This window comes from Kribbella sp. CWNU-51 (assembly GCF_054073265.1).
In genome coordinates, this window is sequence record NZ_JBSXMZ010000004.1 from 899024 (window position 1) to 913802 (window position 14779).

The window sequence follows — 14779 nt, forward strand, 5'->3', positions numbered from 1 at the left end:
TAGGAAGGTTTCCTATTGGTGGTCGCAAAGTAGCGCAGGTCTCCGCCGGAGTACAGACTTCAGCCCCGCAAGCGCGAGGCCGACCACACCATCAGTGCCGCGAACGCGGTCCCCAGCAGCGCACAGGCCACGGCCACGTCGGTCAGCGAGATCAGCGCGCCGAACCCGGTCATGGCGATGGGCATCAGGCCCTCGTCGGACAGGCTGACGACGCTCGAGGTCCGACCGAGGAACGCCGGTTCGATGGTCTGCTGGAAGGTACCGGCGGGCGGGGCGACTTGGGCCGCGCTCCACGCGAGGCCGACGTACCAGGCGACGTCGCCGGCCTCCGAGATCGCGCCCGACAGGATCCAGGCGTGCACCCGGCGATCCCGGCCCAGCGGCGGGATGCCGATCGTGTCCGCGACCGCCGCGGCGCCGGTCATGGCCGGGCCGGCACGCCGTGCGCGAACACGTACACCGGCACCGCAGAGGAGTCGTCCGACGGATCTTCGTAGTACTCCTGGATCAGGTCCTGGATCCGCCCCGAGAGCTCGGTCAGCCGCTCCGGTGTCAGCGTCAGCCAGCTGTCGGTCGCGAATGCGGCCCGCACCCACTCCTCGCCGTACTCGTGCCGGGCGTCGAACCACTGCTGGACCTTGTCCGCGTGGTACGTGACATTCCTCTCCTCGGAAACGGTTGCAATCAGCTCACCGGCCGGTTCGCCGCCCGCGTCAGCGACCGACCAGGCCCACGACGACCGGGCGCTGCGCCACCAGCGCTCCCGGCGATCCTTGGCCAGCTCCGGCGCCTCCTCGATCACTCCGGCGACCGCCAGCACCTTCAGGTGATGACTGATGTTGCCGACCAGTTCGCCGGTGCGTTCGGCCAGTTGTGAGGCGGTCGCGGGGCCCTCGACGCCGAGCAGGTCGATCAGCCGCCGGCGCAGCGGATGGTGGATGGCGGCGATCACCGAGGGGTCGGCCGGGCGCCGGTTCGCGGGGCTCATGCGAGCCACGATAGATTCCACAAGAGATCTTGTACAAGAGCTCTTGTGGAATGGATTGGGAGCGCGAAGCAATCTCCACCAGACTTGTAGAGATAGCCATATCGTGAGATCCGGTCTCACGATGCAGGATTGACAGTTGCAATGTCCGGCTCTGGGACTGACGCTTGTGAGCATGCTCGCTGCCCGCTCCACTCACCTCGTAGGTCGGATTCATGTCGACCTCGGGCGGATGCGCAGCGCCATCTGTTGTCCTTCGATGTTCTGACAGCCACCCCGCCGGGCCCGACGACGGCCCCTGATCACCCCCGATCACCGCTGGGTGCGCACCGCGCGGAACGCATCGAATCGACGACGCTTCGATCTCGCCGCCCTCGGTGGGCACCTGTCACGAGGACAAGGACACCCCTCCGGATGACTGGCGTCACGTCTCCTCCTGCTGCTCCCCGTAAGCCCGCCCGCCCGCGCAAGGGCAAAGGCGAGGGCCAGTGGGCGCTCGGCTATCGCGAGCCGTTGAACAAGAACGAAGAGAACAAGAAGAACGACGACGGCCTGAACGTCCGGGCCCGGATCGAGAACGTCTACGCGCACCGCGGCTTCGACTCGATCGACCCGGCCGACCTGCGCGGCCGGTTCCGCTGGTGGGGCCTCTACACCCAGCGCAAGCCCGGCATCGACGGCGGCAAGACCGCGACGCTGGAGCCGGAAGAGCTGGACGACCGCTACTTCATGATGCGGGTCCGGGTCGAGGGCGGCCAGCTCAGCACCGAGCAGCTGCGGGTGATCGCGGAGATCTCCACCGAGTACGCGCGCGACACCGCCGACATCACCGACCGGCAGAACATCCAGCTGCACTGGATCCGGATCGAGGACGTGCCGGCGATCTGGCAGAAGCTGGAGGCCGTCGGGCTCTACACCACCGAGGCCTGCGGCGACGTACCGCGCGTCGTGATCGCCAGCCCGGTCGCCGGGATCGCCGCGGACGAGATCATCGACCCGACGCCGGCCATCGACGACATCGTCGAGAAGTACATCGGCTCGACCGAGTTCTCGAACCTGCCGCGGAAGTTCAAGACCGCGCTCACCGGTCACCCGTCGCACGACGTCGTACCGGAAGTGAACGACATCGCCTTCGTCGGCGTGGTGCACCCCGAGCACGGGCCCGGCTTCGACCTGTGGGTCGGCGGTGGGCTGTCGACGAACCCGATGCTCGCGCAGCGGCTCGGCGCGTGGATCCCGCTGGAAGAGGTGCACGAGGCCTGGTGGGGTGTCACCAGCATCTTCCGCGACTACGGCTACCGGCGGCTGCGGACCCGGGCCCGGCTGAAGTTCCTGGTCGCGGACTGGGGCGTAGAAAAGTTCAGGGAAGTTCTCGAAACGAAGTACCTCAAGCGGAAGCTGATCGACGGTCCCGCCCCCGAGGTACCCGCCGTACAAGGCGATCACGTCGGTGTGCACAAGCAGAAGGACGGCAAGTACTACGTCGGCGTCGCGCCGGTCGTCGGACGCGTGTCGGGTCGGTCGCTCGCCAAGGTCGCCGACGTGGTCGCGGCGCACGGGTCGAACCGGATCCGGACCACCGCGCAGCAGAAGCTGCTCGTGCTCGACGTCGAGGAGGCGCAGGTCGACTCGCTGATCGCCGGCCTCAACGCACTCGGTTTCCAGGCGAACCCGTCGGCCTGGCGGCGGAACACGATGGCCTGCACCGGCATCGAGTTCTGCAAGCTGGCGATCGTCGAGACCAAGGCGAAGGCGGCCCAGCTGATCGACGAGCTGGAGGAGCGGATCCCGGAGCTCGACGTACCGATCACCGTGAACGTGAACGGCTGCCCGAACTCCTGCGCCCGGATCCAGGTCGCCGACATCGGCCTGAAGGGCCAGTTGGTGATGGATGCCGATGGCAAGCAGGTGCCGGGCTACCAGGTCCACCTCGGCGGCGGGCTCGGGCTCGACGCCGGCTTCGGTCGCAAGCTCCGCGGCCACAAGGTCACCGCGGACGGTCTCGCCGATTACGTGGAGCGTGTCACCCAGAACTACCTGAAGGAGCGCAACGAGGGCGAGCGCTTCGCCGAGTGGGTCACCCGTGCTGATGAGGAGGCTTTGCAGTGAACGAACGAAGTGAGTTCACCAACAAGTGCAGCGTGACTTGTGCCTCGTCGGCGCCCGGAGCGAAGCGAGGACGTCGATGAGCGAGCGTGCGGCACCTCTTTACTGCCCCTATTGCGGGGACGAGGACCTTCGTCCTTCCGAGGAAGGCCATGGCGCGTGGGAGTGCCGGCCGTGTGCACGGGTGTTCCAGCTGAAGATGATCGGACTGCGGGTGACGGTGGAATGAGTACGGATCTGAAGACGCTCGCCGAAGAGGCGAACGAACGACTAGCCGACGCCTCGGCGCAGGAACTGCTGGCGTGGGCGCGGGAGACCTTCGGTGACGAGCTGGTGGTGACCGCCTCGATGGCAGACGGGGCACTCCCCCACCTCGCGGCCGAGGCGGCCCCCGGCGTCGACGTCCTGTTCCTCGACACGGGCTACCACTTCGCCGAGACGATCGGCACCCGCGACGCGGTGGCGGCGACGCTGCCGATCAACCTGATCAACGCCCTGCCGAAGCAGACGGTCGAGGAGCAGAACGCCGAGTACGGCGAGAAGCTCTACGAGCGCGAGCCCGACAAGTGCTGCGCGCTCCGCAAGGTCGAACCACTCAACCGGTACCTGTCCGGCTACAAGGCCTGGGTCACCGGCATCCGCCGCGAGGAGGCGCCGACCCGGGCGAACACCCCGGTCGTCGAGTACGACGCCAAGCGCGACATGGTCAAACTCAACCCGCTCGCCCCGTGGACCCAGGAGGACCTGGACACCTACATCGCGGACAACGGCGTACTGGTCAACCTGCTCCAGTACGACGGCTATCCGTCGATCGGCTGCGAGCCGTGCACCCAGCGCGTCGCCCCCGGCGAAGACCCGCGCAGCGGCCGCTGGGCCGGCCAGGGCAAGATCGAATGCGGACTCCACACATGACGGCCATCGTGGAAACCCCGGTCGTCACCGAGCTGGACGCGCTCGAGAGCGAGTCGATCTTCGTGTTCCGTGAGGTGGCGGCGGAGTTCGAGCGGCCGGTGATCCTGTTCTCCGGCGGCAAGGACTCGATCGTCATGTTGCACCTGGCCCGCAAGGCGTTCGCGCCGGCCGGGGTCCCGTTCGCGCTGCTGCACGTGGACACCGGGCACAACTTCCAGGAGGTTCTGGACTATCGCGACGCGACCGTGAACACGCTCGGCCTGCGGCTCGAGGTGGCCAGCGTCGAGGACTACATCGCGGATGGCCGGCTGCGGGAGCGGTCGGACGGGACGCGGAACCCGCTGCAGACGGTTCCGTTGCTCGACGCAATCAACGGGCACCGGTTCGACGCCGTCTTCGGCGGCGGCCGGCGGGACGAGGAGCGGGCCCGGGCTAAGGAGCGGATCTTCAGCCTGCGCGACGAGTTCGGTCAGTGGGACCCGCGGAACCAGCGGCCGGAGCTGTGGTCGCTCTACAACGGCAAGCACCGGCCGGGCGAGCACGTGCGCGTCTTCCCGCTCTCCAACTGGACCGAGCTCGACGTATGGAACTACATCGAGCGCGAAGGCATCGACCTGCCGAGCATCTACTACGCGCACGAGCGGGACGTGTTCGAGCGCGACGGCATGTTGCTTGCCGTCGGCCCCTACTCCCAGCCTCGCTCGGATGAGGTCGTCGAGCGCCGGGTGGTTCGCTACCGGACCGTCGGCGACATGTCCTGCACCGGCGCGGTCGCGTCGACCGCGTCGTCCGCGGCCGAGGTGGTCGTCGAGGTGGCAGCCAGCGAGCTGACCGAGCGCGGCGCCACCCGGGCCGACGACCGCGTCAGCGAAGCCGCGATGGAAGACCGCAAGCGAGAGGGGTACTTCTGATGAGCACACTTCTCCGGCTTGCCACCGCGGGATCCGTCGACGACGGCAAATCCACGCTGGTCGGGCGACTGCTGCACGACTGCAAGGCGATCCTGGCCGACCAGATCGCCCACGTGAAGACGGTGTCGGAAGCCCGTGGCGGTGACTTCGACTTCGCTCTGCTCACCGACGGCCTGCGCGCCGAACGCGAGCAGGGCATCACGATCGACGTCGCCTACCGGTACTTCGCCACCGACAAGCGCTCGTTCATCCTGGCCGACTGCCCCGGGCACGTGCAGTACACCCGCAACACGGTCACCGGCGCCTCGACCGCGGATGTGGTGATCATCCTGGTCGACGCGCGGCACGGCGTACTCGAGCAGACCCGGCGGCACCTGGCCGTAGCCGGCCTGCTCCGCGTGCCACACGTCGTACTCGCGGTGAACAAGATCGACCTGGTCGGCTACGACGAGACGGTGTTCACCAAGATCGCGAAAGACGTCAACGAGGTCGCCGACCAGCTCGGGATCGCCGACGTCAAGGCCATCCCGGTCTCCGCACTCGTCGGTGACAACGTGGTCGAGCGGTCGACCGAGACGTCCTGGTACGACGGACCGACGCTGCTCGAGGTGCTCGAGAACGCGACCGGGCGGATCGACTCCTCCGGCCAGCCGCTGCGGTTCCCGGTGCAGTACGTGATCCGGCCGCAGACCGGGGACGAGTACCGCGACTACCGCGGCTACACCGGAACCGTTGCCTCCGGCACCGTTTCCGTCGGCGACCCGGTGATCGTGCTGCCGACCGGCCGCCGTACGTCGATCGCCGGCATCGACCGGCCCGTCGTCACGTCGACGAGCACCGCGGTGGTCGAGCGGCCGTCCGCGGTCGCCGGCGAGGCCGTCACCGTCCGGCTGACCGACGACATCGACGTCGCCCGCGGCTCGGTGATCGTCGCCGCCGAGGCCTCCCCCGGCACCCGCCGGGAACTGGCCGCCACCGTGTGCTGGCTGTCGGACCGCCCACTGACCGTGGGCGCCCGGCTGCTGATCAAGCACACCACGACCACCGCCCAGGCGATCGTCACCAAGATCACCGGGGCGCTGGACCTGGACACGCTCGGAGTCATCGACGCCACCGGGCTCGACCTGAACGACATCGGCAAGGTGCAACTCAAGATCGCCGCACCGCTGGCCGCCGACCCGTACTCCAGCAACACCATCACCGGATCGTTCCTGCTGATCGACGCCCACGACGGGTGGACGCTGGCAGCCGGCATGATCGACGACGAAGAAGGGGAACTGCTGTGACTGCTCCAGCGCTCGTGATCCTCGCCCACGGCAGCCGCGACCCGCGCTCGGCCGCCACCGTCCACGCTCTCGTCAAGTGCCTGCGCGACCTGCGTGACGACCTGCGGATCGAAGCCTCCTTCCTCGACCACTGCCCGCCCACGCCGTACCAGAAGCTCGGCAAGCTCGCCGCCGAGGGTGTGGAGGAAGTCGTCATCCTGCCGCTGCTGCTGTCGTCAGCGTTCCACGCCCGGGTCGACGTCCCGGCAGTGGTCGACGAGGCACGCACCCGGTTCCCGGCGCTGCGGATCATCGCCTCCGACGTCCTCGGGTACGACGAGTCGCTGCTCGACGTACTGGATCGCCGGATGCGGGCCGAGCTGAAGGACGGCCGGGTGCGGGAGCTGGACGCGCTGGTGCTGGCGTGCGCCGGTTCGAGCGACTCCCAGGCGAACGCGAGCGTGACCCGGCTCGCGCGGCTCTGGAGTCAGCGGCACAAGCTGCCGGTGACCGCGGCCTTCACCTGCGCCGCGTCGCCGTCACCGGCCGAGGCCGTGCTGCAGTGGCGGCTCGAGGGCCGGCGTCACGTGGCCGTCGGATCCCTCTTCCTGGCCCCCGGCGTCCTCCCGGACCGCGCCGAGTCAACCGCCCGCCGCGCCGGCGCCGTCGCCGTCTCGCGCCCGCTGGGTGTCAGTGCCGAGGTAGCCCGCCTTGTCCTCCTCCGCTACGGCGTCGCCGGCCTGGACCTGCTCACCCTCACCCCGGCGCCCCGCCCGGTCATCGCCCGCCCAGAGCTCGTCCGCACCGCCTAGAACCGCAACGGATCAACGAAGGAGACGTCGGTGTACGGCGTCTCCTTCGTTGTGATCTGAGCCAGCAGCTCACCCACACCGGCGCAGTGTTTGAAGCCGTGGCCGCTGTCACCACCCGCGATCACCAGGCGCTCGTCGTACCGGCCGACCAGGAACTGGCCGTCGGGTGAGTCCGTCACCATGCACGGGATCACCTTGACCGGCTCGGGATCGAGGTCCGGGAAGGCGTGGCTGATCGCTGCCGACAGCTCGGCGATGTCCTCGCGCGGGTGGATGTAGCGATCGAGTTCGTCCGGATCGACGTCGCGCTCCCGCTCGGCGCCGTCGAGGCCGACCTTGACCAGGAAGTCCTCGTCGGACCCGTGCCCCCACAGCCCGCGCCCGTCCGCGAACTCCCAGATGAACGACGGGAAGTTGCTCAGCTGAAAGGCCGCTGACGCCGGATCCCTCGGCTGGAACCAGAACAACGGCGTACGCCGAGGTGACAGCGGCAGACCTGGAACCAGCTTGCTCAGCCAGGCGCCCGTGGCGACGACGACCTGATCCGCGGTGATGCTGATCGTCGGCGTCCGCACGGTCACCTCGTCGCGGCCGAGGTCGATCGCCGTCACCATCGTGTGCGGGAAGACCGTCGCACCCAGCCGTTGCGCCTCCGCGACGTGCGCGCGGACGGTCGGCTCGGCATAGCACATGCCCGCCCCGGGGTCCCAGACGGCAACGTCCTCGGCGGCCAGGTCGTACTGCGGGAATCGCTCGACCAACTCGTCGTGGGTCAGGTCCGTGGTCGGTGCCCCCGCCTCGGCTGCCGCCTGCCGGGCACCCCTGACCGGACGGCTTTTCGGCCCGCCGACGTTGAGCGACCCGGTCTGGCGGACGTAGACCTCGCCGGTCCCCTCCCCCAGCTGAGTCCACAGCTCCAGCGACTTGCGAGCGATCGGCGTCAGCCCGGGGTGTTCCATGCAAGCGACCCGGAACAGCCGCGTGGTCCCGTGCGACGAACCGAACGGATGCCCGATCCCTTGCCGCTCGATCCCCACCACATTCACCCCACGCGAAGCCAGCCGCCACAACGCCGCCGACCCGAACGCACCCAGCCCGACCACCACGACATCCGCTCGCATTCCCCCACCCTGCCCCACTCCCCGGCTCAAGAGTCCCGGCAGCCCAGGTTCTGGACCGAGATAGCGTGATATCTTGCTATCTATGGTGAAGGACGGGACGAAGAACATCCTGTTGCGGCTTGATCCGGAGTTGGCCGAGCGGCTGCAGACGGTGGCGTCGGTGGAGGGCCGGTCGGTGTCGGACGTCGCGCGGGAGGCGATCACGGCGCTGGTCGATCAGCGGCGGCAGGACACGCGGTTCAGCCGGCTCCTGGAGGAGAACCTGGCCCGCCACGAGGAGTCCCTACGCCGGCTCCGCGGAGACGACTGATGCGCTACCTCGGCCGGTACGACGTGCTCGCAGTGGCGGCTCGCGTGTTGCAGTGCGAGTCGGAGGACGCCGTACGCCGGACGGACCTGGACGCGATCGACCGAGTGCTGGCCGATGTCCGGCGTACCCCTGGGATGGCTGAGGCGGCCGGGGTGTTGCTGGCAGGGCTGGTCCGGGAGCGACCGTTCGAGGGGCCGAATCGGGTGGTGGCGGTCGCGGTCGTCCTGCAGTTCACTGCGCTGAACCGGGCCGAGCTGCGGCTGGAGCCGGTGTCGGAAGTGGACGAGTTGCTGGATCGGATCACAGCCGGCGCTGCGACCGCACCCGAGGTTGCCGAGTTTGTCCGGGCCCGGCTCGAGCTGGAACCGGTCACGGCCGACGACCTGCAGGAGCATCTGCGGCTCGACCTGCTGCTGGAGGACGCGGTCGCCGAACTGACTGTCGACAACGAGTGGCGGAGGGGAATCCGGATGTTCGAGAGATTCAGTGATCCGGCCAAGCGAGTCGTCGCGCTGGCCCAGGAGGAGGCGCGGAAACTCGGCCATGTCTACATCGGGACCGAGCACCTGCTGCTCGGGCTGATCGAGGAGGGACAGGGCATCGCGGAGCGGGTGCTGGCCGGGTTCGGGATCACGGCTCCAGCGGTCCGTGACCTGGTGGTGGAGATCCTCGGCCGTGGGCGCGGGGAGGCCGGGACCATTCCGTTCACGCCGCGGGCCAAGAGCACGTTCGAGCACGCGTGGGACGAGGCCCGCCGGCGGGGCTCTGACCAGCTCGGCACCGAGCATCTGCTGCTCGGCCTGCTGCGCGACGGCGAGGGCGTCGCCGGCCAGATCCTGACCAAGCTCACCTCCGACCCGGACGCCATCCGCCGCAAGGTCGAGGATCGGATCGATCGCCGCCGGCGGTCCGAATCCGCCGTCGCCGGCATGCTCGCCGACGACGCCTCGGGCTGGACCACCTTCGGCCGTCGCCACCACCTCCTGGGCGAGCTCAACCACGTCCTGGACGAGAACGAACGCCTCCACGAGCAGGTGGCACACCTGCGCAACCTGCTGCGGGAGCACGACATCGATCCGGACTCCTGATCCCTTGGCCGGGCATCAGGCGTCCGCTCAGCTCAGGTGGCGGCGAGGCGCTTCTTCTCGGTGACGACGTCGAAGTCGGCGGCCGGCCACTCGGGGTTCAGCTCCTTGAGCGTCTCGAGAAGGAGCGTGGTGACGGCCCAGTTGCGGTACCACTTGCGGTCGCTCGGGATGACGTACCACGGCGCCTCCGGCGTGTTACAGCGCTCGATCGCCGCGTGGTAGGCGTCCATGTAGTCCGGCCAGAGCTTGCGCTCGTCAACGTCGCTCGGGTTGTACTTCCAGTACTTGGTCGGATCGTCCAGCCGCGCCTCGAGCCGCGCCCGCTGCTCCTCCGCCGTGATGTGCAGGTAGCACTTCAGGATCGTCGTGCCGTTCGCGGCCAGCTCCGCCTCGAAGTCGTTGATCTGGTCGTAGCGCCGGTTCCACACGTTCGGCGTGACCAGGTTGCGCACCCGCGCGATCAGCACGTCCTCGTAGTGCGACCGGTCGAAGATCCCGATCATCCCCTCCTCCGGCAGCGCCTGCTTGATCCGCCACAGGAACCCACGCCGCTTCTCGGCCGCGGTCGGCGCCTTGAACGACGTGATCTTGAGGCCCTGCGGATCCATCAGCCCCGCGCCGTGCCGGATCACCCCGCCCTTGCCGGACGTGTCCATCCCCTGCAGCACGAGCAGCACACTGCGGTCCCCGCCCTTGCGCCCCTCGGCGAACAGCCGCTCCTGCCAGTCGGACGCCTCGGCGCCGAGGCTCTCCAGCGCGACCTTGCCGTCGTCCTTGCTCCCGCTGAACCCGGGCGTGGCTCGCGTGTCGTACTTCGTCAGGTCCACCGGGCCGGACGGCACTCGCAGCTCAGCGCGCAGTCCACCGTCCACCGCCTTCTGACCCTTCTTCTGCTTCGCCATTGGCCCATACTGCCTCATCGACCGCTGACATGAGCGGAGGTCGTGCGGATCTCAGGTCGCGGCGTGATCGACCGACTCGCGGGTCAGGGCGATCAAGCGGGACAGCGCGCGAAGGTACTTCTTGCGGTAGCCGCCCTTGAGCATCTCCGGGGAGAACAGCTGGTCCAGTGGTACGCCGCCGGCCAGGAGCGGCAGGTTCCGGTCGTACATGCGGTCGGCCAGCACGACCATCCGGAGGGCGACGTTCTCGTCGGTGAGTGGGCGGATGTCGGTGATCGCGACAGTCTCGACGCCGTCGAGCAGAGCGCCGTACTTGCTCGGGTGCAGTTCGGCCAGGTGGCGGTGCAGGTCGACGAAGTGATCGCAGGACGCGCCGGGGCGTTCGGCCGCGGTCTGCTCGACCCGCTCGTCCGGCCACGGCTCGGGAGCCACCGGAAAGCCGCGATGCCGGTAGTCCGGTCCGTCGATCCGGCGTACGTCGAAATGCGCGGCGAGCGCCTGGATCTCGCGAAGGAAGTCGATCGCCTGGAACCGGCCCTCGCCGAGCTTGTCCGGCAGCGTGTTCGACGTGGCGGCCAGCTCGACCCCGGCGGCGACCAGCTGCCCGAGCAGCCGGGAGATCAGCATCGTGTCGCCGGGATCGTCCAACTCGAACTCGTCGATGCAGATCAGCCGGTACGACGAGAGCGCCTCGACGGCGGCGCGGAGACCGAGGGCGCCGACCAGGTTGGTGAGCTCGACGAAGGTGCAGTACATCTTGGGTCCGGAGGCTTCGTGCCACAGCGACGCGAGCAGGTGCGTCTTGCCGACGCCGAACCCACCGTCGAGATAGATCCCGGGCTTGTCCGCCGCCGACCCGCGTCCGCCCGACGACGAACCGCCGCGGCCTCCGCGGAGCCGGGACCAGAGCGTCGGCGCCGGGCGCGGGCGGGCCAGCTTCGTCGCGCGTTCCCACAGCACCTCGAGCGCCTCGGCCTGGGAGGGCTCGTTCGGATCCGGGCGGTAGGTAGCGAACCGGACGCCGGCGAACCGCGGCGGAGGCACGCACTCGGACAGCAGCCGATCCGAACTCACCTCCGGCCACCGCTCGCTCAGCCGAATCACCATGCCCCAACCCTAGGGGCCGGGGCCGCAGCTCCGGAAAAGTCGGAAAGCGCAGTCCCGGACCTTGACCACTTTCTTACTTTCAGTTAGGAAGTTGATGTGAGGTTCGTGAGGTGAGCGACTAGGAGTCGGCGATGGGCGAACGGCACGTACGACGGCGGACGGTACTCAAGGGCGCGCTGGGTGGTGGCGCGGCGGCCCTCGGACTGGGGTCCACGCTGGCCGCCTGTGGCGGCAGTGACAGCGGCGGCGGGACCACGAGCGGCGGGAAGGCCGTGGTCCGGATGTGGTCCTGGTACAACGACCAGGAAGACCAGTTCCCGAAGCTGATCGAGAAGTTCCAGGCGGCACACAGCAACATCACGATCGAGAACCGGATCTTCGGTACCCCGGACCAGTACCTGCCCGCGCTGCAGGCCGCGGTGGCCGGTGGCGATGTCCCGGAGATCTTCGCGCCGCACACCCGGGCGCTGACCTACGGCACCGGCGGCATCTCCGCCGACCTGAAGCAGGAGCTCGGCGACGACTTCCTGAAGGACTTCTTCGACTCGGCCAACCAGGAGTACACCCTGGACGGCAAGCAGTACGCGGCCGGCTGGATGGCACAGACGTTCGGCCTGTTCTACAACCCGGACCTGCTGAAGAAGGCCGGCGTCGGCGAGGACGAGATCGAGACCTGGGACGACCTGATCGCGGCGGCGGCGAAGATCAAGGCCACCGGCAAGTTCCCGGTGGCGCTCAGCTGCAACCCGACGACGAGCTCCCTGGACTTCTTCCTTCCGCTCATCACGCAAGTCGCCGACGACCCGACCTTCTACCTCAAGCTCGACCAGCTGAAGGACGGGGCGACGTACGAGGACCCGAAGGTCGTGCAGGCGATCGAGCTGCAGCAGAAGATCGTGAACGGCGGCGTCTTCCAGCCCGGCACCACCGGGACCAGCGGAGACCAGGCGCCGCAGATCTTCTACACCGAGAAGGCCGCGATGCTGTTCAACGGCAGCTGGACGCCACAGGGCCTGGCCAAGGACGCGACGCCGGCGTTCAACAAGAAGTACAAGGTGATGAAGACCCCGGCCATCGCGGCCGGCAAGCGGCACTGGACCGCGAACCAGGCCGGCGCCGGCTGGGCCGTGTCGGCGAACAGCAAGAACAAGGACGCCGCGCTGGAGTTCCTGAAGTTCATGTACTCCGCCGACCAGTACTCCCCCACCATGAACGAGTCCAACTCGATGCCGGCCACCAAGAGCGCGGCGAGCCGGATCGAGCTGCCGATCATGAAGCAGATGACGTCCTGGCTGCTCGACGGCGACGGCTGCCCGCACATCCCGTTCGGCCCCGGCTCCGTGGCGGCCGGCGATCCGCTCGCCAAGATCTTCGACGGCAAGGGAGAACCGGCCGCGGTCGCCAAGGAGATGCAGCAGGCCGTGCAGAACGCCAAGGGCGGCTGATCGGATGGCGACTGCCCTCACCAGCAAGGACGTCGCTCCGGCCGATCGGCGACCGCTCCCCCGGCGGCCGCCGTACCGGTTCGGTTCGCCGCTGAGGAAATCGCAGCGCATCGCCGGCTACCTGTTCGTCCTGCCGACGTTCGCGCTGTTCCTCGGGTTCGTGCTCTGGCCGATTCTCTACACGGCGTACCTGAGCCTCACCTCCTGGGGCGGCTTCGGTACGCCGAGATTCGTCAACTTCGACAACTACAGCCGGATGCTGAACGACCCGATCGCCCGGCGAGCGCTGATCATCACGCTGGTGCTGACCGGTGTCACCACGGCAGTGCTCACGTTCCTCGGCCTTGTCATCGCCGTACTGGTCAACGTGGTCTGGTCGAAGGTCGGCGTCCTGGTCCGGACCATCCTGTTCATCCCGGGGATCGTGTCGTTCGTGGTGTCCGCCGTGCTGTGGAAGCTGATCTACGACCCGAACATCGGCACCCTCAACCGGTTGCTCGGGGCAATCGGTTTGGACAGCCTGCAGCACCCGTGGCTGGCCGACCAGAAGACCGTGCTGCCGGCCATCGTCGTCGTGACGGTCTGGGGCGGCCTCGGCTTCACGATGCTGATCTACTTCGCCGGCCTGCAGAGCATCGACCCGAACCTGTACGAGGCGGCGGCGATGGACGGCGCCAACACCGTCCAGCAGTTCCGGCACATCACGGTCCCGAGCCTGCGCGTCGTCACCGGTCTGATCGTCAGCCTCGGCCTGCTCAACGGGTTCAAGGCGTTCGACGTGATCTTCGTGATGACCGGCGGCGGGCCGAACCACGCCAGCGAGGTGCTCGGCACCTATCTCTATTCGCTCGCCTTCGGCTCGACGTCGGGCTCGATCCCGCAACTCGGCTACGCCAGCGCGTTCAGTGTCGTGACGATGGTGCTCTGCACGCTGGCCGTCATCGCCCAGCTCTGGCTGACGAGGAGGGCGGACCGGTGAGCGTGACCAATGCTCAGAAGCCGTGGGTCGGCAAGTCGTTCGCGACCTTCGTGCTGTTGCCGTTCTGCGTGCTGATGGCGTTCCCGTTCGTCTGGATGCTGCTCACCTCGTTGCGCGAGCAGAACACGATCTTCAACGGGCCGATCATCCCGCGGAAGTTCACGGGTACGGCGTACAAGGAGGCGTGGACCTCGATCGAGTTCCCGCTGCACTTCTGGAACAGCGTCTGGATCACGTCCGTCACGGTGATCGGCGTCCTCGTGTTCGCCACACTCAGCGGGTACGCGTTCGCCAAGCTCGACTTCCCGTTCCGCAACACGCTGTTCGTGCTGCTGCTGACCACTCTGATGATGCCGTCGACGGCGCTGATCATCCCGCTCTACCTCGAGCTCAAATCGCTCGGGCTGCTCGACAGCCAGGCCGGTCTGCTGGTGCTCTACATCTCTGGCTCGGCGCCGTTCGCGATGTTCCTGATGCGGGCGTTCTTCCAGACGCTGCCCGACGAGTTGATCGAGGCGGCCCGGGTGGACGGTGGAAGCGAGCTCACCATCTTCCGGCGGGTGATCCTGCCGCTGACCCGGCCCGGGATCGCGACCGTGGTGATCTTCCAGTTCCTCTCCACCTGGAACGAGTTCCTGATCGCCAACACGGTCCTGCGCAACACCGAGTCACTCCCCCTGCAACCCGTGCTGTTCACCCTGATGGGCCAGTACTCCACCAACTGGCCGGCGCTCACCGCCGGCCTCACGCTGTCTGTCGTGCCGGTCGTCATCGTGTACGTCCGGATGCAGCGGCAGTTCGTCGCCGGGATGATGCTCGGCGCGGTCAAGAACTAG

Annotated in this window: 15 protein-coding genes; 10 read left to right on the forward strand and 5 right to left on the reverse strand. The window is 68.1% G+C overall.

The genetic code is table 11. From position 1 onward, the window contains the following. Window positions 1-59: 59 nt before the first annotated feature. Both ACXC9Q_RS06365 and ACXC9Q_RS06370 read right to left on the reverse strand, forming a co-directional pair. The gene (locus tag ACXC9Q_RS06365) at window positions 60-425 is read right to left on the reverse strand and encodes a hypothetical protein (RefSeq protein ID WP_457055526.1); all 366 of its coding nucleotides are present in this window, start codon (window positions 423-425) and stop codon (window positions 60-62) included. Next, window positions 422-988 carry an ArsR/SmtB family transcription factor gene (locus ACXC9Q_RS06370; RefSeq protein WP_457055527.1) on the reverse strand — a complete coding sequence of 189 codons (567 nt, stop codon included), beginning with the start codon at window positions 986-988 and terminating at the stop codon, window positions 422-424. Before ACXC9Q_RS06370 ends, ACXC9Q_RS06365 begins: the two co-directional genes overlap by 4 nt. Before the next feature lie 411 nt (window positions 989-1399). Between ACXC9Q_RS06370 and ACXC9Q_RS06375 the strand changes: the two genes are divergently transcribed. From ACXC9Q_RS06375 to ACXC9Q_RS06395, 5 genes are all read left to right on the forward strand, one after another. After that, entirely contained in the window at window positions 1400-3094 is a 1695-nt protein-coding gene (locus tag ACXC9Q_RS06375; RefSeq protein WP_457055528.1) for a nitrite/sulfite reductase, read from the forward strand. Between the two features lie 222 nt (window positions 3095-3316). Next, complete coding sequence (locus ACXC9Q_RS06380; protein ID WP_405066321.1) at window positions 3317-4003, forward strand: phosphoadenylyl-sulfate reductase; 687 nt, start codon at window positions 3317-3319, stop codon at window positions 4001-4003. Beyond that, on the forward strand, window positions 4000-4914 hold the full coding sequence (cysD, locus tag ACXC9Q_RS06385; RefSeq protein WP_457055529.1) for a sulfate adenylyltransferase subunit CysD: 915 nt from the start codon (window positions 4000-4002) through the stop codon (window positions 4912-4914). Before ACXC9Q_RS06380 ends, cysD begins: the two co-directional genes overlap by 4 nt. Continuing rightward, window positions 4914-6200, forward strand: coding sequence for a sulfate adenylyltransferase subunit 1 (locus ACXC9Q_RS06390; RefSeq protein ID WP_457055530.1), 1287 nt, complete (start codon window positions 4914-4916; stop codon window positions 6198-6200). Before cysD ends, ACXC9Q_RS06390 begins: the two co-directional genes overlap by 1 nt. Continuing rightward, window positions 6197-6991: a sirohydrochlorin chelatase gene (locus ACXC9Q_RS06395; RefSeq protein WP_457055531.1), complete on the forward strand. Its 795-nt coding sequence runs from the start codon at window positions 6197-6199 to the stop codon at window positions 6989-6991. Before ACXC9Q_RS06390 ends, ACXC9Q_RS06395 begins: the two co-directional genes overlap by 4 nt. Here the strand turns inward: ACXC9Q_RS06395 and solA are convergent. After that, entirely contained in the window at window positions 6988-8112 is a 1125-nt protein-coding gene (gene solA, locus ACXC9Q_RS06400; RefSeq protein ID WP_457055532.1) for an N-methyl-L-tryptophan oxidase, read from the reverse strand. The two genes, ACXC9Q_RS06395 and solA, sit on opposite strands and share 4 nt — an antisense overlap. An 82-nt stretch (window positions 8113-8194) precedes the next feature. Between solA and ACXC9Q_RS06405 the strand changes: the two genes are divergently transcribed. Both ACXC9Q_RS06405 and ACXC9Q_RS06410 read left to right on the forward strand, forming a co-directional pair. Then, entirely contained in the window at window positions 8195-8422 is a 228-nt protein-coding gene (locus tag ACXC9Q_RS06405) for a ribbon-helix-helix protein, CopG family (RefSeq protein WP_328521247.1), read from the forward strand. Then, window positions 8422-9510 (forward strand): Clp protease N-terminal domain-containing protein, encoded by a 1089-nt coding sequence (locus tag ACXC9Q_RS06410; protein WP_457055533.1) that lies wholly within the window; start codon window positions 8422-8424, stop codon window positions 9508-9510. Before ACXC9Q_RS06405 ends, ACXC9Q_RS06410 begins: the two co-directional genes overlap by 1 nt. 32 nt (window positions 9511-9542) lie before the next feature. Here ACXC9Q_RS06410 and ACXC9Q_RS06415 read toward each other — a convergent pair whose 3' ends face one another. Further along, window positions 9543-10412, reverse strand: coding sequence for a PPK2 family polyphosphate kinase (locus tag ACXC9Q_RS06415; protein ID WP_457055534.1), 870 nt, complete (start codon window positions 10410-10412; stop codon window positions 9543-9545). 51 nt (window positions 10413-10463) lie between these two features. Then, the gene (gene zapE, locus ACXC9Q_RS06420; protein ID WP_457055535.1) at window positions 10464-11519 is read right to left on the reverse strand and encodes a cell division protein ZapE; all 1056 of its coding nucleotides are present in this window, start codon (window positions 11517-11519) and stop codon (window positions 10464-10466) included. A 131-nt stretch (window positions 11520-11650) separates the two neighbouring features. On the opposite strand from zapE, the gene ACXC9Q_RS06425 reads away from it, so the two are divergent. Genes ACXC9Q_RS06425 through ACXC9Q_RS06435 form a run of 3 tightly spaced genes read left to right on the forward strand, consistent with a single transcriptional unit; the run spans window position 11651 to window position 14779 of the window. Then, window positions 11651-12964, forward strand: a complete 1314-nt coding sequence (locus ACXC9Q_RS06425; protein WP_457055536.1) for an ABC transporter substrate-binding protein — start codon at window positions 11651-11653, stop codon at window positions 12962-12964. A 4-nt stretch (window positions 12965-12968) separates the two neighbouring features. Next, on the forward strand, window positions 12969-13943 hold the full coding sequence (locus tag ACXC9Q_RS06430) for a carbohydrate ABC transporter permease (RefSeq protein WP_457055537.1): 975 nt from the start codon (window positions 12969-12971) through the stop codon (window positions 13941-13943). Continuing rightward, window positions 13940-14779 (forward strand): carbohydrate ABC transporter permease, encoded by an 840-nt coding sequence (locus ACXC9Q_RS06435; protein ID WP_457055538.1) that lies wholly within the window; start codon window positions 13940-13942, stop codon window positions 14777-14779. Before ACXC9Q_RS06430 ends, ACXC9Q_RS06435 begins: the two co-directional genes overlap by 4 nt.